At 68.3% G+C, this 19,290-nt stretch carries 19 protein-coding genes; 9 read left to right on the top strand and 10 right to left on the bottom strand.

Features of this window, described 5'->3' with window-relative positions; translation table 11 throughout:
• Positions 1-37: 37 nt before the first annotated feature.
• Both AC1HFW_RS00295 and ligA read left to right on the top strand, forming a co-directional pair.
• The gene (locus AC1HFW_RS00295) at positions 38-1,114 is read left to right on the top strand and encodes a cell division protein ZipA C-terminal FtsZ-binding domain-containing protein (protein WP_035360067.1); all 1,077 of its coding nucleotides are present in this window, start codon (positions 38-40) and stop codon (positions 1,112-1,114) included.
• Positions 1,114-3,219: an NAD-dependent DNA ligase LigA gene (ligA, locus tag AC1HFW_RS00300; RefSeq protein ID WP_479281506.1), complete on the top strand. Its 2,106-nt coding sequence runs from the start codon at positions 1,114-1,116 to the stop codon at positions 3,217-3,219. The genes AC1HFW_RS00295 and ligA overlap by 1 nt, the downstream gene beginning before the upstream one ends.
• A gap of 201 nt (positions 3,220-3,420) precedes the next feature.
• Here the strand turns inward: ligA and AC1HFW_RS00305 are convergent, their stop codons facing one another.
• The 4 genes from AC1HFW_RS00305 to msrB all read right to left on the bottom strand — a co-directional run bounded on the left by AC1HFW_RS00305 (position 3,421) and on the right by msrB (position 5,510).
• Positions 3,421-4,197 carry a peptidylprolyl isomerase gene (locus tag AC1HFW_RS00305; protein WP_006393432.1) on the bottom strand — a complete coding sequence of 259 codons (777 nt, stop codon included), beginning with the start codon at positions 4,195-4,197 and terminating at the stop codon, positions 3,421-3,423.
• A gap of 17 nt (positions 4,198-4,214) precedes the next feature.
• Positions 4,215-4,484 carry a BolA family protein gene (locus AC1HFW_RS00310; protein ID WP_006389240.1) on the bottom strand — a complete coding sequence of 90 codons (270 nt, stop codon included), beginning with the start codon at positions 4,482-4,484 and terminating at the stop codon, positions 4,215-4,217.
• A gap of 70 nt (positions 4,485-4,554) precedes the next feature.
• Positions 4,555-5,115: a septation protein A gene (locus AC1HFW_RS00315; RefSeq protein ID WP_006393433.1), complete on the bottom strand. Its 561-nt coding sequence runs from the start codon at positions 5,113-5,115 to the stop codon at positions 4,555-4,557.
• Positions 5,112-5,510, bottom strand: a complete 399-nt coding sequence (msrB, locus tag AC1HFW_RS00320; RefSeq protein ID WP_054429633.1) for a peptide-methionine (R)-S-oxide reductase MsrB — start codon at positions 5,508-5,510, stop codon at positions 5,112-5,114. The genes AC1HFW_RS00315 and msrB overlap by 4 nt, the downstream gene beginning before the upstream one ends.
• A gap of 52 nt (positions 5,511-5,562) precedes the next feature.
• On the opposite strand from msrB, the gene AC1HFW_RS00325 reads away from it, so the two are divergent.
• The 7 genes from AC1HFW_RS00325 (at position 5,563) to AC1HFW_RS00355 (ending at position 12,634) form a co-directional block, all read left to right on the top strand.
• Positions 5,563-6,240, top strand: a complete 678-nt coding sequence (locus AC1HFW_RS00325) for an energy-coupling factor ABC transporter ATP-binding protein (RefSeq protein ID WP_035360069.1) — start codon at positions 5,563-5,565, stop codon at positions 6,238-6,240.
• Positions 6,237-6,833, top strand: coding sequence for an energy-coupling factor transporter transmembrane component T family protein (locus AC1HFW_RS00330; protein WP_006393436.1), 597 nt, complete (start codon positions 6,237-6,239; stop codon positions 6,831-6,833). The genes AC1HFW_RS00325 and AC1HFW_RS00330 overlap by 4 nt, the downstream gene beginning before the upstream one ends.
• Positions 6,834-6,887: 54 nt before the next feature.
• Positions 6,888-7,445: a biotin transporter BioY gene (locus AC1HFW_RS00335; protein WP_006393437.1), complete on the top strand. Its 558-nt coding sequence runs from the start codon at positions 6,888-6,890 to the stop codon at positions 7,443-7,445.
• A gap of 249 nt (positions 7,446-7,694) precedes the next feature.
• Entirely contained in the window at positions 7,695-8,858 is a 1,164-nt protein-coding gene (locus tag AC1HFW_RS00340) for an ABC transporter substrate-binding protein (protein ID WP_006393438.1), read from the top strand.
• A gap of 133 nt (positions 8,859-8,991) precedes the next feature.
• Positions 8,992-10,029 (top strand): branched-chain amino acid ABC transporter permease, encoded by a 1,038-nt coding sequence (locus tag AC1HFW_RS00345; RefSeq protein WP_020924722.1) that lies wholly within the window; start codon positions 8,992-8,994, stop codon positions 10,027-10,029.
• Between the two features lie 5 nt (positions 10,030-10,034).
• Positions 10,035-11,873: a branched-chain amino acid ABC transporter ATP-binding protein/permease gene (locus tag AC1HFW_RS00350; protein WP_006393440.1), complete on the top strand. Its 1,839-nt coding sequence runs from the start codon at positions 10,035-10,037 to the stop codon at positions 11,871-11,873.
• Positions 11,870-12,634: an ABC transporter ATP-binding protein gene (locus AC1HFW_RS00355; protein WP_006393441.1), complete on the top strand. Its 765-nt coding sequence runs from the start codon at positions 11,870-11,872 to the stop codon at positions 12,632-12,634. The genes AC1HFW_RS00350 and AC1HFW_RS00355 overlap by 4 nt, the downstream gene beginning before the upstream one ends.
• 22 nt (positions 12,635-12,656) lie before the next feature.
• Here the strand turns inward: AC1HFW_RS00355 and AC1HFW_RS00360 are convergent, their stop codons facing one another.
• The 6 genes from AC1HFW_RS00360 to AC1HFW_RS00385 all read right to left on the bottom strand — a co-directional run bounded on the left by AC1HFW_RS00360 (position 12,657) and on the right by AC1HFW_RS00385 (position 19,196).
• The gene (locus AC1HFW_RS00360; RefSeq protein WP_479281507.1) at positions 12,657-13,064 is read right to left on the bottom strand and encodes an ASCH domain-containing protein; all 408 of its coding nucleotides are present in this window, start codon (positions 13,062-13,064) and stop codon (positions 12,657-12,659) included.
• Positions 13,061-15,211 (bottom strand): phosphocholine-specific phospholipase C, encoded by a 2,151-nt coding sequence (locus tag AC1HFW_RS00365; protein WP_479281508.1) that lies wholly within the window; start codon positions 15,209-15,211, stop codon positions 13,061-13,063. Before AC1HFW_RS00365 ends, AC1HFW_RS00360 begins: the two co-directional genes overlap by 4 nt.
• Before the next feature lie 71 nt (positions 15,212-15,282).
• Entirely contained in the window at positions 15,283-16,128 is an 846-nt protein-coding gene (locus AC1HFW_RS00370) for a branched-chain amino acid aminotransferase (RefSeq protein WP_479281509.1), read from the bottom strand.
• A 77-nt stretch (positions 16,129-16,205) separates the two neighbouring features.
• Positions 16,206-17,216: an ABC transporter substrate-binding protein gene (locus AC1HFW_RS00375; protein ID WP_241073850.1), complete on the bottom strand. Its 1,011-nt coding sequence runs from the start codon at positions 17,214-17,216 to the stop codon at positions 16,206-16,208.
• Between the two features lie 112 nt (positions 17,217-17,328).
• Entirely contained in the window at positions 17,329-18,312 is a 984-nt protein-coding gene (locus AC1HFW_RS00380) for a branched-chain amino acid ABC transporter permease (protein WP_479281510.1), read from the bottom strand.
• Entirely contained in the window at positions 18,309-19,196 is an 888-nt protein-coding gene (locus tag AC1HFW_RS00385) for a branched-chain amino acid ABC transporter permease (RefSeq protein WP_006393446.1), read from the bottom strand. Before AC1HFW_RS00385 ends, AC1HFW_RS00380 begins: the two co-directional genes overlap by 4 nt.
• Positions 19,197-19,290: the final 94 nt, after the last annotated feature.

Here is a 19,290-nt window from a genome sequence, read left to right on the forward strand (position 1 = left end):
TCAGAATGGCGCCGGCTTCATGGCGCGGGATTTACACATGAGTGATTTGCAGATCGGGCTGATTGCCCTGGGCGTCTTGCTGATACTGCTGGTGCTGGGCTTCAACTGGTGGCAGGACCGCCGCGTCCGCCGCAAGATGCAAAGCCATTTCCCCACCTCCGAGCAGGATCCGCTGCTGGGCGCGGGAGCCGCGACGGGCGCGACAGCCGCCGCGGGCGGTGCGTCCGTGCGCCGTGAGCCGGGCATGGGCGACGCGCCCAAGGCGCACCCCGAGCAGCCCAAGCCGGTCGATCCGGGCAGCGATGCCGATGACGCCGAGGAACCCGATCCCGCCTGCGAGGTGGTCATCGAGATCAACTTCGCCGAGCCGGTGCGCGGCGCCGACCTGCTGCCCTACATGCAGAGCCTGCGCCAGGTGGGCCGCAAGCCCATGCGCGTGTTCGCCGAGACCGACCAGCGCCGCCACCGCGCGCGCGTGCACACCGGCGAGTCGTATGCCTCGATGCAGCTGGCCGTGCTGCTGGCCAACCGCAGCGGCCCGCTGACCGCCATCGAATGGTCGCAGGCCTGGGCCCGCGCCCAGGACATGGCCGAGCGCTTCGACGCCACCATCGAAGGCCCCGACCAGCAGGCCGTGCTGGAACAGGCCGCGCGCCTGGACGATACCTGCGCCGCGCTGGATACCCAGGTCGGCCTGACGCTGCTGCTGGGCGCCGCCCAGCCGGCCGCCGAGGTCCTGAGCGTCGCCCGCGACGCCGGCTTCGTCGCCGATGGCAACCGCCTGGCGTGGCCGGCCGAGAACGGCGTGGCCCGCTTCACCCTGGCGCGCGCCGACGGCGCCGCCTTCGACGCCGGCATGGGCGGCATCGAGCGCCTGTACCTGTTGCTCGACGTGCCCTGCAGCCCGGCCGACAGCCGCGCCTTCGGCCGCATGGTCGACGTGGGCCGCGAGCTCGCCGCCCGCCTGCGCGCCGATCTGGTCGACGACCAGGGCAAGCCCCTGGCCGACGGCTCGGAAAGCGTCATCGACGAACGCCTGCAGGTGCTGTTCGGCCAGCTGGAGCAGGCCGGCCTGCCGGCCGGCAGCGAGCGCGCCCAGCGGGTGTTTGCATAATGAGCAAGGCCGGAAGGATCCCCGCGGCGGAAACCGCGGCGCGCCTGCGCGCGGAAATCGAGCAGCACAACGTCCGCTATTACGTCTACGACGACCCGTCGATCTCGGATGCCGAGTACGACCGCATGATGCGCGAGCTGCAGGACCTGGAAGCCGCCCATCCAGAACTGGTCACGCCCGAGTCCCCGACCCAGCGGGTGGGGGCGGCGCCGGTGTCGGCCTTCGGCAGCGTGCGCCATGCGGTGCCGATGCTGTCGCTGGGCAACGCCTTCGACGAAGAAGACGTGGTGGCGTTCGACCGCCGCGTCACCGACACGCTGCGCGGCGCAGGCCTGCTGGGTCCGGCGCAGCAAGCCGAATATTTCTGTGAACTCAAGCTCGACGGCCTGGCGATCAGCCTGCGCTACGAGGACGGCCGGCTGGTCCAGGCCGCCACCCGCGGCGACGGCCAGACGGGCGAGGACGTCACCTCCAACATCCGCACGATCAAGGCGATCCCGCTGCAGCTGACCGGCCCGGCGCCCAAAGTGCTGGAGGTGCGCGGCGAGGTGCTGATGAACCGCGCCGATTTCGAGAAGCTCAACGCCGCCCAGGCCAAGCGCGACGAGAAGGTCTTCGTCAATCCGCGCAACGCCGCCGCCGGCAGCCTGCGCCAGCTCGACCCGCGCATCACCGCCAAGCGGCCGCTGCGCTTTTTCGCCTATGGCTGGGGCGAGGTGCAGGGCCTGCCGGGCGCCCAGAGCGGGCTGTTCGATGAGGCCCCGGCCGGCGCGACCGATGCCGCCGCCGCGACCCTGCCCGAGAAATCGCATGGCGCCATGCTCGACTGGCTGGCCGCGCTGGGCCTGCCAGTCAACGTCAAGCACAACCACCGGGCCACCGGCGCCGAGGGCCTGATGGCCTTCTACGCCAAGGTCGGCGCCTTGCGCCCCGACCTGCCCTACGACATCGACGGCGTGGTCTACAAGGTGGATTCGCTGCCGGCGCAGAAGCTGCTGGGCTTCGTGGCGCGCGCGCCGCGCTTCGCCCTGGCGCACAAATTCCCGGCCGAAGAGGCCACCACCACGCTGCTGGACATCGAGGTGCAGGTCGGCCGCACCGGCGCGATCACCCCGGTGGCCCGGCTCAAGCCGGTGTTCGTGGGCGGCGTGACGGTCACCAACGCCACCCTGCACAACGAGGACGAGATCCGCCGCAAGGACGTGCGCATCGGCGATACGGTCATCGTGCGCCGCGCCGGCGACGTGATCCCGGAGGTGGTGGGCGCGGTGCTGGATCAGCGCCCCGCCGACGCGCGCGAGTTCGTCATGCCCAAGGCCTGTCCGGTCTGCGGCTCGGCGATCGAGCGCCTGGAAGACGAAACCATCGCCCGCTGCACCGGCGGCCTGTTCTGCGCCGCGCAGCGCAAGCAGACGCTGTGGCATGCCGCCAGCCGCAAGGCGCTCGACATCGAGGGCCTGGGCGAGAAGCTGGTGGAGCAACTGGTCGACAGCGGCCGCGTCAAGTCGCTGGCCGACCTGTTCAGCCTGCGTCCGCTCGAGCTGGTGGGGCTGGACCGCATGGGCCAGAAGTCGGCCGACAACCTGGTCGAGGCCATCGACAAGGCGCGGGTGCCGGCGCTGGGGCGCCTGCTGTTCGCGCTGGGCATCCGCCACGTGGGCGAGACCACTGCGCGCGACGTCGCGCGGCATTTCGGCAGCATCGAGGCCATCATGGACGCCGACGAGGACGCGCTGTCCTCGGTGCCCGACGTGGGGCCGGTGGTGGCGGGCTCGATCCGCCGCTTCTTCGCCGAGCAGCACAACCGCGACGTGATCGACCAGCTCAAGGCGCAGGGCGTGCATCCGGTGGCCGAAGCCGTGCCGCAGGACACCACGCTGGCCGGCAAGACGTTCGTGCTGACGGGCACGCTGCCCAACTGGACGCGCGAGGAAGCCTCCATGCGCATCCAAGCCGCGGGCGGCAAGGTCAGCGGCTCGGTGTCCAAGAAGACCGCCTATCTGGTGGCGGGCGAAGACGCCGGCAGCAAGCTCACCAAGGCGCAGGAACTGGGCGTGACGGTGCTGGACGAGGATGCGCTGAAGGCGTTGCTGGGCGCGTCCTGATCGCGCCGGGGCCGCGTCAGCCGGTCCGTCGCTCCCAGGCCCGTCGAACAGGCCGCCCGCCTCCAGGCGCGCGGCCTGTTTTCATTTCCGGCATGGCTGCCTTCGTTGCGGGTGTGCCCGTCGTCCTGCCATGGCGTCCTGCGCGGGCGAAAAAAAACTGCCCGCGCAGGGCGGGCAGTTTTTCGCGGGAAGACGCCAGATTTACTGGATCTTGGCCTTTTCGCGCAGTTCCTTCTGGTAGTCGGCCAGGGTTTGCTGGCGCAGCATTTCTTCCAGTTGCGGACGGACCTGGTCCAGCGGCGGGAATTCCACCGGGCGGGTGTCGTCGACCATGATGATGTGCCAGCCGAACTGGGTCTGCACCGGCTTGTCGACCAGTTGGCCCTTCTTGAGCTGGGTCACGGCCTGGGCGAACGGCTGGACGTAGTTGGTGGGAGGCGCCCAACCCAGGTCGCCACCCTTTTCGGCGCTGCCGGGGTCCTTCGAGTTCTTCTTGGCCAGGTCGTCGAACTTGCCCTTGTTGCTCTTGAGCTGGGCCAGCAGGTCGTTGGCGGTCTTTTCGTCTTCGACCAGGATGTGACGGACCTTGTATTCCATCTTGCCGGCCTGTTCTTTCTTGATCTTGTCGTACTCGGCGGTGACCTTGGCGTCCGACACCGGGTGCTTGGCCAGGTAGTCGGCCATCAGGGCGCGGACCAGGATGCCTTGGCGGGCCAGTTCGATTTCGGTCTGGACGTCGGCCTGCTTGGCGATGCCGCCGGATTCGGCGGCTTGCACGAAGACCTGGCGGTTGATCATTTCCTGCTTGACCTGTTCGCGCAGCTGGGGCGAATCGGTGGCGCCCTGGCTGACCAGCAGCTTGACGAATTGATCCAGGCTCTTCTGCGGAATGGCTTTGCCGTTGACGGTGGCAACGTTCTGGGCGAAAGCGGGCACGGCGATGACGCAGGCGGCGGCCAGCATGACGATGCGTTTCATGAATATCCTTTTACTTTCTATTTGGGAGCCTGGGCGTCTAGCGCAAGCGCATGAATCGGATAGGGGATCAAATCTTGCAGATGATGATACACCAGCCTATGGCGCGCCACGGCGGACAGCCCTGCGAAACAGGACGCCACGATATGGACGCGATAATGGCCGGCGCCGTTTTTACTGCCTTCATGACCGGCATGCAAATGCGAGTCGTCCTGGATGTCCAGGGAAACCGGTTCCAGGACGGCCAGGCGCTCCCGGATCAGGGTGATGCGGTCGGTGGTCTCTGACATGAGGTCGATCGTAAAGTTCCGGCGCGCCGGCAGGCGCGCCGTGGGGGAGAGGGGCCCCGGCGCCGCGGCCTCAGGCCTTGGGCGGGGTGTTGTCGTCGGCCTGGATATGCTTGCCCAGCCAGAGGGACTGGCCGATGACGAAGACGATCATCAGGCCCATCAGGCCGAAGGCCTTGAAGCTGACCCACTGGGATTCGGTGAAATGCCCCGAAAACGCCACGTAGAGATTGATGGCGCCGGCGAACAGGAAGAAGCCGGCCCAGATCAGGTTGAGCTTGTCCCAGGCCGCGTCCGGCAGCTGGATCTGCTTTTCCATCAGGCGGCGGATCAGGTTGCGGCCGAACAGCAGGCGGGCGAACACCAGGGCGCCGCCGAACAGCCAGTACAGCACCGTCGGCTTCCATTTGATGAAGACGTCGCTGTGCAGCCAGATGGTGGCGCCGCCGAACACCAGGATCACGGTCAGGTTGATCCAGTGCATGGCCTCGGTCGGGCGGCCGGTGGCCTTGAGCCAGACGATCTGCAGCACGGCCGCCGCCATGGCCACGCCGGTGGCCACGAAGATGTCCGTGAACCGGTAGGCCAGGAAGAAAAGGAACAGCGGAAAGAGGTCGAACAGGAACTTCTTCATTCTTCTATGGGTTCGAACGTCATCGACAGGGAATTGATGCAATAGCGCAGGCCGGTGGGCTCGGGGCCGTCGGGGAAGACGTGCCCCAGGTGCGCGTCACAGACATTGCACAGTACTTCGGTGCGCACCATGCCGTGGGTGGTGTCGCGTTCCTCGCGCACCAGTTCCGGGTCGAGCGCCTGGAAATAGCTGGGCCAGCCACAGCCGGCGTCGAACTTGGTGTCCGACGCGAACAGCGCCGTGCCACAGCCCACGCAGCGGTAAATGCCCGGGGTGAAGGTATTCCAGTAGCGCCCGGTGAACGCGCGTTCGGTACCCTTTTGGCGGGTGACGACGTATTCTTCCGGGGACAGCTGGGCCCGCCATTCGGCGTCGGTTTTGCGTACTTTGTCCATATCAGCTCGTGGAGTCCCGATGCCCGAAATGGTTCGGGCATAATCCCGCCCCATGTTAATCGAGTTTGACCAGGCGATTGTAGCGACGCCCCAGACCACAGTGTTGCGCGGGGTGAGCGTGGCGCTGGCCGGGCGCCGGGTCGGCATCGTCGGCCCCAACGGCGCCGGCAAGAGCACGCTGGCGCGGCTGGTCAACGGCCTGGTGCTGCCGACTTCCGGCAGCGTGCGCGTCGGCGGCCTGGACACCCGGCATGAACTGAAGGCGGTGCGCCGCCAGGTCGGCTTCGTGTTCCAGAACCCCGAGAACCAGATCGTCTTTCCGATCGTGCGCGAGGACCTGGCGTTCGGCCTGAAGCACCTGGAGCCCGACCGCGCGCAGCGCGAGGCCCGCATCGAGGCCGAACTGGCCGCCCTGGGCGTGGCGCACCTGGCGGACCGCACCAGCCACACCCTGTCCGGCGGCGAGCGCCAACTGGTGGCGCTGGCGGCGGTGCTGGTGATGCGGCCGGGGCTGGTGGTGTTCGACGAGCCTACCACCCAGCTGGACCTGCGCAACCGCAACCGGGTGCGCGACGCCATCGCCGCCATGCCGCAGGACGCCATCGTGGTCAGCCACGACCTGGCGCTGCTGGAAGACTTCGAGCGGGTGCTGGTGATCCAGGATGGCGCCATCGCCGCCGACGACCAGCCGGCCGCCGCGCTGCGCTGGTACCGGAATCACTGCGCGTGATCGAGCCCCTATATATTCCCGGCGACTCGCCGCTGCACCGGCTGCCCGCCGGCCTGAAGCTGCTGGCGCTGGCCGCGGCCGGCGCCGGGCTGTTCCTGGTGCGCGATCCCGCCATCCTGGCGGGCGCCTGCGCGGTGGCCGGCCTGCTGCTGTGGTGCGCCGGCGCCACGCCCGGCGGCGTCTGGCGCCAGGTGCGCGGCCTGGTCTGGGTGCTGCTGGCGGTTGGCGCGTTCACGGCCTGGTTCCAGGGCTGGCGCGAGGCGCTGGCGGTACTCTTGCGCATCGCCGCGATGGTCGGGCTGGCGCTGGCGGTGACGCTGTCGACCCGCAGTTCCGACCTGATCGCCGTGTGCGAACGGGTGCTGATGCCGTTGCAGCGCATCGGCCTGCTGGACGCCGGCAAGGTCTCGCTGGCATTGGCGCTGGCGCTGCGCTTCGTGCCCGAGATCTGGCGCAATTTCCACGAGATCCGCGAGGCCCAGGCGGCCCGAGGGCTGGGCGCCAATCCGGTGGCGCTGATCGTGCCGCTGGTGGTGCTGACGCTGAAGCGGGCGCAGGAAGTGGCCGAGGCCATCGACGCCCGCAGCCTGTGACATGTCGACCCCATCCCAGATTCTTCCGTCCCACTAGATAGAAAGGGCATTGCAATGAAATCCAATAACACTGTGCTGGTGGCGCTGTTCGCCGCGCTGATCGTGGTGCTGAGCCTGATTCCGCCGATTCCGCTGCCGGGCATTCCGGTGCCGATCACGCTGCAGACGCTGGGCGCCATGCTGGCCGGCGCCATGCTCGGGCCGGGCCGCGGCGCGCTGGCCTGCCTGCTGTACCTGGCGCTGGCGGCCATCGGCCTGCCGGTGCTGCCTGGCGGACGCGGTGGTCTCGGGGCGTTCTTCGGGCCGACCGGCGGTTTCCTGGTCGGACTGGTGGCGGGCGCATTCGTGACCGGCTGGCTGGCGCGGCGCCTGGCGGGCAGGGCGGCGGGATTCGGCGGCCAACTGGCTGGCTGCGCCATCGCCTGCGTCGTGGGCGGCATCGTGGTGGTCTATGCGTTCGGCGTGCCGTGGCTGGCGACGGTCACCAAGATGGGGTTGGCCAAGGCCACCATGGCGGTGGCGGTGTTCGTGCCGGGCGACCTGATCAAGGCCGCGCTGGCGGCATGGGTGGCGACGCGGGTCGAGCGGGTCTGGCCGATGCGCGGGCGGTGAACGCCGCGCGGGCGGCCGTGGTCCAAGGGAATCCCCCAACTGACGCCCGCGAGCCTTTCAAGTACAAGTTCGCCATTAACGAATGCGTTTGCTGAATTGTGGTTTCTGTAGCACGTCAGGGATTTACCGTAGTTGCGCGAAGTCATCTGATACTGTTTTAACCCTATAATATTTTTTTCTGTATAACTTTAACTAGGCTCGCTTCCGCCTCGTCCGGGGCAAAAAAAGAGCCACCACAGGAGACAAAACATGCGCAAGCACTTCGGCTTGTCCGCGGCCGCCGCCGCCGTTGCCCTGACCCTGCCGCTGCTGGCCAGCGCCCAGGTCAAGGTGGGTGTGACGGTGTCCAGCACCGGCCCCGCCGCGTCGCTGGGTATCCCCGAGCGCAACACCGTTGCGCTGCTGCCCAAGGAAGTGGCCGGCCAGAAGATCGAGTGGATCGTCCTGGACGACGCCACCGACACGACCCAAGCCGTCAAGAACTCGCGCAAGCTGGCGTCCGACGACAAGGTCGACGTGCTGATCGGCACGTCGGTCACGCCGGGCTCGCTGGCCATGGTGGACGTGGCCGCCGAAGCCAAGGTGCCGATGATCAGCGTGGCCGCCAGCGCCAAGATCGTCGAGCCCGTGGACGACAAGCGCCGCTGGGTCTTCAAGACCCCGCAGAACGACGCCCTGATGGCCGGCGCGCTGGCTGACGCCATGGCCAAGTCCAAGGTCAAGACGCTGGGCTTCATCGGCTTTGCCGACGCCTACGGCGACGGCTGGCTGGACGTGATGCAGAAGGCCGCCAAGGCCAAGGGCATCGAGATCGTCTCCATCGAAAAGTACAGCCGCACCGACACCAGCGTGACGGGCCAGGTGCTCAAGCTGATCGGCGCCAAGCCCGACGCCATCCTGATCGCCGGCGCCGGCACCCCGTCCGCGCTGCCGCAAAAGGAACTGAAGGCCCGCAACTACGGCGGCACCATCTACCAGACCCACGGCGCCGCCAACAACGACGTGCTGCGCGTCTGCGGCAAGGACTGCGACGGCATGTACCTGCCGGCCGGCCCGCTGCTGGTCGCCGCCCAGCTGCCCGACAGCAACCCGGTCAAGAAGTCGGCCCTGGCCTACGTCGAGACCTACGAGAAGGCCAACGGCGCCGGTTCGACCAACACCTTCGGCGGCCACATGTGGGATGCCGGCCAATTGGTCGTGGCCGCGCTGCCCGTGGCCCTGAAGTCCGGCGCCAAGCCCGGCACGCCGGAATTCCGCGCCGCCATGCGCGACGCCCTGGAAAACATCAAGGACCTGCCCGCGTCGCAAGGCGTGTTCAACATGTCGCCGACCGACCACGCCGGTTTCGACGAGCGTTCGCGCGTCATCGTCAAGGTGGAAGGCGGCAAGTGGGTCTACCAGCCCGGCCTGTAATTCCCCTGGATTGCCCGATCCACGGGCACCTTTCGTGGTGCCCGAGCAATGCTTCGCACCGGCCTCTCCGGCCGGTGTGTCGTATCAGTGTTCCGGGCGGGGTCGGAACACCAAGAATCAATAAGGTTGTTAGATGGATTCCTCAATTGCGCTGATTCTGCTGCAAGACGGTATCGTCAACGGCGCCATCTATGCCCTGCTGGGCATGGCGCTGGTGCTGGTATTCGCCGTTACGCGCGTCATTTTCATTCCCCAGGGCGAGTTCGTGGCGTTCGGCGCCCTGACGCTCGCGATGCTGGTGGACGGCAAGGTGCCCGGCACCGCCTATCTCCTGCCGCTGCTGGGCGTCGTCTGCCTGGCGCTTGAACTGCTGCGCGCGCTGCGGACCCGCAGCGCGGCAGGCCTGCCCAAGGCCGTGCTGACCTGTCTCGTCCTGCCGCTCGCGCTGCTGTGGCTGACGGTCACCTACACCGCGGCCGGCAATTCCCTGTGGCTCAACATGCTGTTGACGCTGCTGCTGGTGATCCCGATGGGCCCGATGGTCTATCGCATCGTCTACCAGCCGCTGGCCGAGGCCACCGTGCTGGTGCTGCTGATCGTGTCGGTGGCGGTGCACTTCGCGCTGACCGGCCTGGCCCTGGTGTTCTTCGGCGCCGAAGGCTGGCGCACGCCCGCGTTCGTGAGCGGCCAGGTTGACCTGGGCTTCACCACCTGGTCGGCGCAGAGCCTGTTCGTGGTCGCGACCTGCGCGCTGCTGATCATCGCGCTGTGGCTGTTCTTCGGCAAGACGCTGTACGGCCGCGCGTTGCGCGCCACCGCTGTCAACCGCCGCGGAGCGCGCCTGGTCGGCATCAGCACCACCATGTCAGGCAGCCTGACCTTCACGCTGGCCACCGCCATCGGCGCCATGTCCGGCATGCTGATCGCGCCCATCACCACGGTCTACTACGACACCGGCTTCCTGATCGGCCTGAAGGGCTTCGTCGGCGCCATCATCGGTGGCCTGGCCAGCTACCCCGTGGCGGCCGCCGGCTCGCTGCTGGTGGGCGTGCTGGAATCGTTCTCGTCCTTCTGGGCCAGCGCCTACAAGGAAGTGATCGTCTTCACCTTGATTATCCCGGTTCTGGTCTGGCGTTCGTTCAGCACCCATCACGTGGACGAAGAGGAATAAACGCCATGAACCGCATTCTGCTTGTCCTCTTCATCGTCGTCCTGGCGGGGCTGCCGCTGCTGCCGGTCACGCCCGAGTTCTGGGTGACGCAACTGAACTACATCGGGCTGGCCAGCCTGGTGGTGCTGGGGCTGGTGCTGCTGACCGGCGTCGGCGGCCTGACCTCGTTCGGCCAGGCCGCGTTCGTCGGCCTGGGCGCGTACACCACCGCCTACCTGACCACGCAATACGACGTGTCGCCGTGGCTGGCGCTGCCCGCCGGCCTGATCCTGACCGCCGTGGTGGCCTACCTGCTGGGCGCGATCACGCTGCGCCTGTCGGGCCACTACCTGCCGCTGGGCACCATCGCCTGGGGCCTGTCGCTGTACTTCCTGTTCGGCAACCTGGACTGGCTGGGCAAGCATGACGGCATCGCCGGCATCGAGCCCATCAGCCTCTTTGGCATGTCGCTGGCCAGCGGCCGCCACATCTATTACCTGATCTGGGTATTCGTGCTGCTGGCGCTGTGGGCCACCCGCAACCTGCTGAACTCGCGTCCGGGCCGCGCCATCCGCGCGCTCAAGAGCGGCGCCGGCATGGCCGAGTCGATGGGCGTGAACACTGCGGCGTACAAGGTCGTGATCTTCGTCTGGGCGGCGCTGCTGGCCTGCGTCTCGGGCTGGCTCTACGCGCACATGCAGCGCGCCGTCAGCCCCAGCCCGTTCGGCATCAACTACGGCATCGAGTACCTGTTCATGGCCGTGGTCGGCGGCGCCGGCTACGTCTGGGGCGCGCTGCTCGGCTCCAGCGTCATCCTGGTGCTGAAGGACCAGCTGCAGAACCTGCTGCCCAAGCTGCTGGACACCAACGCCAACTTCGAGATGATCGTCTTCGGCGTGCTGCTGATCCTGATGCTGCAATACGCCCGCAACGGCCTCTGGCCGATCCTGGCGGGCTGGTGGGGCAGCCTCACCGGCGCCGACGGTTCGCGCCGCAACCTGGCGCCGCCCAAGCCGGCGCCGGCGTTGCCGCTGCGCGCGCGGCCGCAGGCCGGGCAGGTGGTGCTGGAAGTGGACGCCATCCGCAAGGAATTCGGCGGCCTGGTCGCCGTCAACGACATCAGCTTCAAGGTCCGCTCCGGCGAGATCATGGGCCTGATCGGCCCCAACGGCGCCGGCAAGAGCACCACCTTCAACCTGATCAGCGGCGTGCTGCCGGTGACGCGCGGCCAGGTCACGTTCATGGGCGAGCGCATCGACAGCCGCTCGGCGCGCGAGATCGCCAAGCTGGGCGTGGGCCGCACCTTCCAGCACGTGCAACTGCTGCCGGGCATGACGGTGCTGGAAAACGTCGCGCTGGGCGCGCACCTGCGCTCCGACGTGGGCGTGTGGGCGGGCGCCTTGCACACCGACCGGGCGCGCGAGGCGCAGCTGCTGCACGAGGCCGCCGAGCAGATCAAGCGCGTCGGCCTGGGCGAATACCTGTACGAACAGGCCGGCAACCTGGCGCTGGGCCAGCAACGCATCCTGGAAATCGCGCGGGCCCTGGCCAGCGATCCGGTGCTGCTGTTGCTGGACGAGCCGGCCGCCGGCCTGCGCTACAAGGAAAAGCAAGACCTGGCCCGCGTGCTGGAACAGCTGCGCGCCGAGGGCATGAGCATTCTGCTGGTTGAACACGACATGGATTTTGTGATGCGCCTGACCAACCACCTGGTGGTGATGGATTTCGGCACCAAGCTGGCCGAAGGCGTGCCGGCCGAAGTGCAACAGAACCCGGCGGTGCTGGAAGCCTACCTGGGCGGCATCGACGACGACCTGCCCGAAGCCGACCAGGCCAAGCCGGTGTCCGCGGGAGGCGTGCAATGACGACGTCCAAGCCCGTTCTCGAAGTCACCAACCTGTCGGCCCGCTACGGCAAGGTCGGCGCGCTGGCCGGCGCCACGCTGACGGTTCCGGCCGGCAGCATCGTCACCGTGATCGGCGCCAACGGCGCCGGCAAGTCGACCATGCTGAACGCCATGATGGGCGCGTTGCCCCAGACCGGCCACGCGGCCGGCTCCGTGCAGTACGCCGGCACCGATGTGTCGAGCTGGCCGGTCGAGCGCCGCGTCGCCGCCGGCATGTCGCTGGTGCCCGAACGGCGCGAGCTGTTCGGCAGCATGTCGGTGGAAGACAACCTGCTGCTGGGCGGTTTCCGCCGCTACCGCGCCCGTGAAAGCGGCTGGCGCGACACGCTCAACGAAGTCTTCGACCTGTTCCCGCGCCTGCGTGAGCGCCGCGCCCAGCAGGCCGGCACGCTGTCGGGCGGCGAGCGCCAGATGCTGGCGGTCGGCCGCGCGCTGATGGCCAAGCCGGCGCTGCTGATGCTGGACGAGCCCAGCCTGGGCCTGGCGCCGCGCATCGTGCGCGAGATCTTCCACATCATCGCGCGCCTGCGCGAAACCGGCGTGGCGATCCTGCTGGTGGAACAGAATGCGCGCGCGGCGCTGCAAGTGGCCGACTACGGCTACGTGCTCGAAACCGGCGAAGTCATCTTGCACGGCCCGGCGCGCGAGCTGGCCGGCGATCCCAAGGTGATCGAGAGCTATCTCGGCCTGGGCAAGGGCGCGGAGCAGGCCGAGGCCTGATCCACGCCGCGAGGCGGGCGCCTCAGCCCGCCTCGCGTTCGAACACCTCGACCACGCGGAAGCGCTCGCACACCAGCAGCAGGTCCGGCGCATAGCCGCCATTGCGGTCGAAATAGGCGATGTGCTCCGAGCGCCAGACGTCGTAGGGGCCTTCGCCCTCGGCCAAGGCAAAGGCTTCGTCCACTTCGTCGAAACGCTGGATCACGATGCTGAGCGTCTCGATGGCGCAGGCCGGGCGGCCGCGGCCGTCCAGCACCACGTCGCGCCGGCCCGGCCCGGGCACCGGTTCCTTCTCGTCGAAGTCGCGCAGCGCGCCGCAGGTCGCGGTCTTGGCGCCCGACAACACCAATGCCAGCAGTTCATCGGCCAGTTCGGGCGAATCACCGAACTGGAAGGTCACGGCGTTCTCGTAGGGGGCGGGCGGTTTCATGCCGGTAGCGTCCAATGCAGAATCAATTCCTGGCCCATCGCGGGGTCGGAGGTGGAGGGGGCGCCGGTCTCGATGCGTCCGGCCACGCGGCGGATGAAGCCGGGCGCGTCGTCGGCGCGCACGCTGAAGTCGTACCAGCCGCCGCTGGCTGCCAGGTCCCAGGCCAGGGTGGCGCTGACGCCCGCTTCCAGCGCCGGTTCGTGATGGCCGGCGTGGCCATAGGCGTTGGCCTCGACCTGGAAGCCGCGCGCCAGCGCGCCCGGGTTGTGCAGCTTCAGGCGCAAGGTCGGCCCGGCGGGATCGCAGGCGGCCTCGACCGACAGGGGCGCGGCGTCGGCGTGCAGCCGGCCGGCCACGTGGCGATGGAAGCCGTTGGGGCCGAGGACCCACAGATCGTAGCGGCCGTCGTTGCCCGCCACTGGCCAGCTGTCTTCCAGATGCTTGCCCGACTCGAGGGTATAGCGGCGTGGGCCGTCCTCCAGGCGCAGGCGGTCGTACACGTGCAGCACGGCGCCGGCCGCGCCGGTGTTGTCCATGCGCAGCGCGATGCTGTCGTGGCCGGCGCGGGCCTGCACCGACAGCGCGTAGGGCAGCGCGCGCGATGGCCGGGTGCCGGGCTGCTGTCGCGCCAGCGCGGGCCGTTCGGGCGCGGGCGGCGTGATGGTGCCGGGCAGGGCGGCGGCCTGGGCCGCGCGCGCGGCGGTGGCCGGCAGGCCGCGCGTCAGGTCGGCCTGGTCGGGCGTGGCGAAATCGAAGATCGAGGTCAGGTCGCCGCAGACCGCGCGGCGCCAGGGCGAAATGTTGGGCTCGGCGACGCCGAAGCGGCGCTCGACGAAGCGCAGCACCGAGGTGTGGTCGAACACTTCCGAATTGACCCAGCCGCCCTTGGTCCAGGGCGACAGCACGTACATCGGCACGCGCGGTCCCAGGCCGTAGACGCCGTGCAGGTGCGCGGCCGTGTCGTCCTTCTCGGCGCCGGTGACGAGCTCGTGGTATTCGCCCGCGGTGTCCACGGTCGACGTGCCCGCCAGCCGGCCATCGCGGCCGCGCGAGGGCGGGGCGGGCGGCGGCATGTGGTCGAAGAAGCCGTCGTTCTCGTCGAACATCAGCAGCAGCACGGTCTTGCTCCAGACCTCGGGATTGGCGGTCAGCGCGTCCAGCACGCGAGCGGTGTAGTCGGCGCCCTGCGCCGGGCTGGAGGGGCTGGGATGCTCGGAGCCGGCCTTGGTGGCGCAGATCCACGACACCTGCGGCAGGGTGCCGTCGAGCACGTCCTGGCGCAGCAGGTCCAGACCGCGGGTGGTCAGCGCCTTGTCCTTGAGCGCGGCCAGCGAGCCGGGCAGGCCGTGGAAGGCGTCGCGGTAGGCCTTGAAGCCGGCGGTCGGGTTGAGCGAGTAGTTGTCCGCCATGTCCTGGTAGATGCGCCAGCGGATGCCGGCGCGCTCCAGGCGTTCGGGATAGGTGGTCCAGGTGTAGGCGCCGGCCGGATCGCCGCCCCCCAGCTTGTTGTAGGTATTGCCCAGCGCCGGGCCGTGGCCGCGGCCCAGGCCGTCGTTGGTGCCGCTCCAGACGAACAGGCGGTTGGCGTTGGTGCCGCCGGTGAACGAGCAGTGGTAGGCGTCGCACACGGTGAAGGCGCGCGCCATGGCGTACTGGAAAGGCATGTCCGCCTCGGTGTAGTACGCCATCGAATGGTTCTTCTTGGCGGCCGGCCATTGGCCCATGCGGCCGGCGTCCCAGGCGTCCTGGGCGTTGGACCAGGTGTGCGGGGTGCTGGCCACGCGCATGGCTTCATAGGCCTCGCGCGTGTCGAGCCGGAATGGCAGCACGCTGCGCGGCGCGCCTTCATCGGGGCGGCCGTTGTACTGCGCCCAGACCGTGCGGCGTTCGAAATCGGGGCTGGCGGGCACCGGGATGGGAAAGCGGTCGCCGAAGCCGCGTACCCCGGCCAGGCCGCCGAAGTAATGGTCGAACGAACGGTTTTCCTGCATGAAGATGACGATGTGCTCGACGTCCTCGAGGGTGCCCTTGCGGCGGTTGGCGGGAATCGCCAGCGCGCGGCGGATGGAGGCCGGGAGCAGCGCCAGGGCGCTGCCGGCGCCGGCGATCGCGGCGCCACTACGCAGGAACTCGCGTCGGGAATGCATGCGGAATCTTCCTTGTCATGCGGCGCCGCCCGGGGCGGGCGGCGCGGTCCGCCGCGCCGCGGCCGCGGGGGTTATTGCTTGCGGGTGCTTTCGGCGTAGTCCATGTACAGCTTGTGGGCGCGGCGCGCCAGCGGGCCGTATTCCAGCGCGCGGTCCTCGACGCGGTTCACGTGCACCACCTTGCCGTAGTTGCCGGACGAGAACACTTCGTCGGCGGCCTCGATGTCGGCGCGCGTCAGGCTGCGTTCCTGCACGTCCACGCCATCGGCCTTGAGCAGCGCCAGCACGCGGCGGCGCGTGATGCCGTTCAGGAAGGTGCCGTTGTCGACCGGGGTCGAGACCACGCCGTCCTTGGCGATCCACAGGTTGCTGGAGGCGAACTCGGCGACGTTGCCGGCGCCGTCCAGCATGATGGCGTTGTCGAAGCCCTTGTCCATGGCTTCGCGGATGGCGCGCTGGCCGTTGGGATACAGGCACGAGGCCTTGGCGTCGGTCGGCGCCATGTTGGGCCACGAACGCGCGAAGCTGGAGAAGCAGGCGGCAAAGCCCTGTTCGCCCGGCATCGGCACCTTGAAGACGTGCAGCACGAACTGGGTCTTGTCGGCGTCGGGCAGCAGGAAGCCGTCGGCGCAGAAGAACATCGGCTTGATGTAGAGCTCGCTGCCCTCGGGGAACTTGGCCACGGCCTGCAGGCACAGCGACTGGATTTCCTGCCACGTGATCTGCGGCTTCATCAGCATCTTTTCGGCCGAGCGCACCACGCGCTGGCAGTGCAGGTCGAGGTCGGGCGTCAGGCCGCGGAACGCGCGCGCGCCGTCGAAGACCATGCTGGCCATCCAGAAGGCGTGGTCGGCGGGGCCGAGCAGTTTGGGGTTTTCGGGGGTCCAGTGACCGTTGTGCCAGAACAGGGCGTCCATGATGGGTTTCCTTCGGGGGTATCGGGTGGGCGCGTCAGCGGCGCCGAAACGTCAGGATACATGAGGCGCGGACCGCCTCACTCCTTGTCGAGCGCCGCCTGCACCCGTTCGGCCGCGTCGGCCGGCATCCATTGCCGCCAGACCGGGCCGTATTGCTTGAGGAAGTAGCGCGCCGCCTCCTCGGGTTCCTTGCCTTCGGTCTCCAGCCAGCCCAGCGTGGCATCGATGGCGTCGCTGGGAATGGTGAGTTTGGCCAGGAACGCGGCCAGCTGCGGCGCGTCCTTGGCGAAGGCGCTGTTGACGCCGGTGACCACGGGGTTGGGCTTGAATTCGGTGGCCACGGGCTTGGCGCACTTGGGATCGGTCAGGCAGGTATAGGCGGTCTGGTCGAAGGCCGGCAGTTCCAGCTTGACCAGGTCGAGCGCGCCGACCAGCGCGGTGGGGGTCCAGTAGTAGAAGACGATGTCGCGCTTGCGCTTGTAGGCCGACAGGATGGCGGCCTTCTGCGCCGCGCCGGAACCCGGCGCGAACAGGCTGTAGTCGCGGTCCAGGTCGAGCGCGCGCAGCAGGTTGTCGTTCAGCGTGCCGCAGGCCCAGCCCGCGGGGCAGCCGTAGATGCGGCCGCGGCCCGGGTCTTCCGGGTCGGCGAAGACTTCCTTGAAGCGCGCCAGGTCCGCCGCCGACTTCAGGTCGGGATGGCGTTGCACGGTATAGCGCGGCACGTACCAGCCTTCGCCGGCGTCGTAGACGTGGCCCAGGCCCTGCACGCGGCCGCTGGCCAGGGCCTTCTTCCAGGCCACCTCGATCTGTCCCGGCCACACTTCGGGCGTGACGTCGACGTCGCCGCGCTGCAGGGCGGCCAGCATGGGCAGCGTCTCGCCGATCTCGACGCTGGTCTTGCAGCCGTAGCCGTGTTCCATCACGTAGCGCTCGATGCCGGCCAGCACCAGATTGGATTCCCAGTTCAGGCCGCTGAAACGGACCGGGCGGTCGACTTCGCAGACCGGCTTGGCAGCATGGGCCGCGGCGGGCGCGAGCAGGGCGGCGGTCAGCGCCAGGGCGCCGGCGAGCAAAGGCTTCATGCGCATGATGGAGCACCTTTCTGATTGCGTGCCGGTCATTGTAAAGGCGCCATGCAATCGGGGCCGCGTTCAGCGGCCCCGAGGGTCAGGCAGGCGACGCGGCCGGCGGCCGCGCGCATCAGGCGCGCGCCGCGCGCCGCTTCTCGATCAACGCGCCGATCTCGCCGACGATGCCGCGGCGGAACGCCAGCACGCAGATCACGAAGATCAGGCCGATCACGATGGTGACCGATTCGCCCAGGCGCAGGAACCAGTCGACGCCGGTCAGGTTGGCCATCATCTGGCCGAAGTCGCCCACCTTGTTCTCCAGCAGCACCACGATGAAGGCGCCGAGGATCGGCCCGGTCAGCGTGCCGAGCCCGCCGATCAGCGTCATCAGGATCACCAGGCCCGACATCTGCCAGGTCGCGTCGGACAGCGTGGCCGACACGAACACCAGCGTCTTGGTGGCGCCCGCCAGGCCGGCGATGGCGGCCGACAGCACGAAGGCCAGCAGCTTGAAGCGGTCGACGTCGTAGCCCAGCGAGATCGCGCGCGGCTCGTTCTCGCGCAGCGCCTGCAGCACTTGGCCGAACGGCGAGTGCACCGTGCGCCAGATGATGAAGTAGCCGATGATGAACACGCCCATCACCAGGTAGTACAGGTTCAGGTCCTTGGACAGGTCGATGATCCCCAGCAGCGTGCCGCGCGGCACGCTCTGCAGCCCGTCCTCGCCGCCGGTGAACTTGGCCTGCAGGAAGAAGAAGAACACCATCTGCGCCAGCGCCAGCGTGATCATGGCGAAGTAGATGCCGCTGCGGCGGATCGCCAGCGCGCCCATCGCCAGGCCCAGCAGCGCGGCCACCGCGACGCCGAACAGCAGGCCGATCTCGGTCGGCACGCCCCATACCTTGAGCGCGTGACCGGCCGCGTACGCGGCGCTGCCGAGGAAGGCGGCGTGGCCGAACGACAGCAGGCCGGTGAAGCCCAGCAGCAGGTTGAAGGCGCAGGCGAACAGGGCATAGCACATGATCTTCATGGCGAAGATCGGATACACCCCGACGAAAGGAAGAATGGCCACCACGACGGCCAGGACGGCATAGCCCAGGAATTGACGATTCATTTCTCTTTTCCGAACAGCCCGGCCGGGCGCAGCAACAGGACAATGGCCATGATGATGAAGACGACCGTGCTGGACGCCTCGGGCCAGAACACCTTCGTCAGGCCTTCGATCACGCCCAGGCCCAGTCCGGTGACGATGGCGCCCATGATGGACCCCATGCCGCCGATCACGACCACCGCGAATACCACGATGATGAGGTTGGAGCCCATCAACGGCGAGATCTGCAGCACCGGCGCCGCCAGCACGCCGGCGAAGCCGGCCAGCGCCACGCCGAAGCCGTAGGTCAGCGTGATCATGCGCGGCACGTTGACGCCGAAGGCCTCGACCAGCCGCGGGTTCTCGGTGCCGGCGCGCAGCAGCGCGCCCAGGCGGGTGCGCTCGATCACGAACCAGGTCGCCAGGCACACCACCACCGATGCCGCCACCACCCAGCCGCGGTAGTTCGGCAGCACCATGAAGCCCAGGTTGGTGGCGCCGCGCAGCGCCTCGGGCGTGGGATAGGGCTGGCCCGACACGCCGTAGAAGCTGCGGAACAGGCCCTCGATGAGCAGCGTCAGGCCGAAGGTCAGCAGCAACCCATAGAGGTGGTCGAGCTTGTACAGGTGCTTGAGCAGCAGTTTCTCGATGAGGATGCCGAACAGCCCGACGACCAGCGGCGCCAGGATCAGCATGACCCAGTAATTCAACCCCAGGTACGACAGCCCCATCCAGGCGACGAAGGCGCCCAGCATGTAAAGCGCGCCGTGCGCGAAGTTGATGACGTTCAGCAGTCCGAAGATAACCGCCAGGCCGAGCGACAGCATGGCGTAGAACGAACCGTTGACCAGTCCCAGCAGCAACTGGCCGAACAAGGCCTGTATGGGGATGCCGAAAATATCAGTCATCTTGTGAAAATCCTGCGCGTACGAAGGGAAGCGGGCAAATTCAAGATGCGACCTGGCCGCGCGGGCCAGATCGCATCAAGGGGTCGCATCGACG

The organism is Achromobacter sp. ISS7, from assembly GCF_056523125.1.

Coding starts and splice junctions, on each gene's coding strand:
- AC1HFW_RS00340 (WP_006393438.1), top strand. CDS start 7,695: ATGCGCAAGCACTTCGGCTTGTCCGCGGCCGCCGCCGCCGTTGCCCTG.
- AC1HFW_RS00325 (WP_035360069.1), top strand. CDS start 5,563: ATGTTAATCGAGTTTGACCAGGCGATTGTAGCGACGCCCCAGACCACA.
- AC1HFW_RS00355 (WP_006393441.1), top strand. CDS start 11,870: ATGACGACGTCCAAGCCCGTTCTCGAAGTCACCAACCTGTCGGCCCGC.
- AC1HFW_RS00295 (WP_035360067.1), top strand. CDS start 38: ATGAGTGATTTGCAGATCGGGCTGATTGCCCTGGGCGTCTTGCTGATA.
- AC1HFW_RS00365 (WP_479281508.1), bottom strand. CDS start 15,211: ATGCATTCCCGACGCGAGTTCCTGCGTAGTGGCGCCGCGATCGCCGGC.
- AC1HFW_RS00310 (WP_006389240.1), bottom strand. CDS start 4,484: ATGTCAGAGACCACCGACCGCATCACCCTGATCCGGGAGCGCCTGGCC.
- msrB (WP_054429633.1), bottom strand. CDS start 5,510: ATGGACAAAGTACGCAAAACCGACGCCGAATGGCGGGCCCAGCTGTCC.
- AC1HFW_RS00370 (WP_479281509.1), bottom strand. CDS start 16,128: ATGGACGCCCTGTTCTGGCACAACGGTCACTGGACCCCCGAAAACCCC.
- AC1HFW_RS00385 (WP_006393446.1), bottom strand. CDS start 19,196: ATGACTGATATTTTCGGCATCCCCATACAGGCCTTGTTCGGCCAGTTG.
- AC1HFW_RS00360 (WP_479281507.1), bottom strand. CDS start 13,064: ATGAAACCGCCCGCCCCCTACGAGAACGCCGTGACCTTCCAGTTCGGT.
- AC1HFW_RS00305 (WP_006393432.1), bottom strand. CDS start 4,197: ATGAAACGCATCGTCATGCTGGCCGCCGCCTGCGTCATCGCCGTGCCC.
- AC1HFW_RS00375 (WP_241073850.1), bottom strand. CDS start 17,216: ATGCGCATGAAGCCTTTGCTCGCCGGCGCCCTGGCGCTGACCGCCGCC.
- AC1HFW_RS00350 (WP_006393440.1), top strand. CDS start 10,035: ATGAACCGCATTCTGCTTGTCCTCTTCATCGTCGTCCTGGCGGGGCTG.
- AC1HFW_RS00315 (WP_006393433.1), bottom strand. CDS start 5,115: ATGAAGAAGTTCCTGTTCGACCTCTTTCCGCTGTTCCTTTTCTTCCTG.
- AC1HFW_RS00335 (WP_006393437.1), top strand. CDS start 6,888: ATGAAATCCAATAACACTGTGCTGGTGGCGCTGTTCGCCGCGCTGATC.
- ligA (WP_479281506.1), top strand. CDS start 1,114: ATGAGCAAGGCCGGAAGGATCCCCGCGGCGGAAACCGCGGCGCGCCTG.
- AC1HFW_RS00345 (WP_020924722.1), top strand. CDS start 8,992: ATGGATTCCTCAATTGCGCTGATTCTGCTGCAAGACGGTATCGTCAAC.
- AC1HFW_RS00380 (WP_479281510.1), bottom strand. CDS start 18,312: ATGAATCGTCAATTCCTGGGCTATGCCGTCCTGGCCGTCGTGGTGGCC.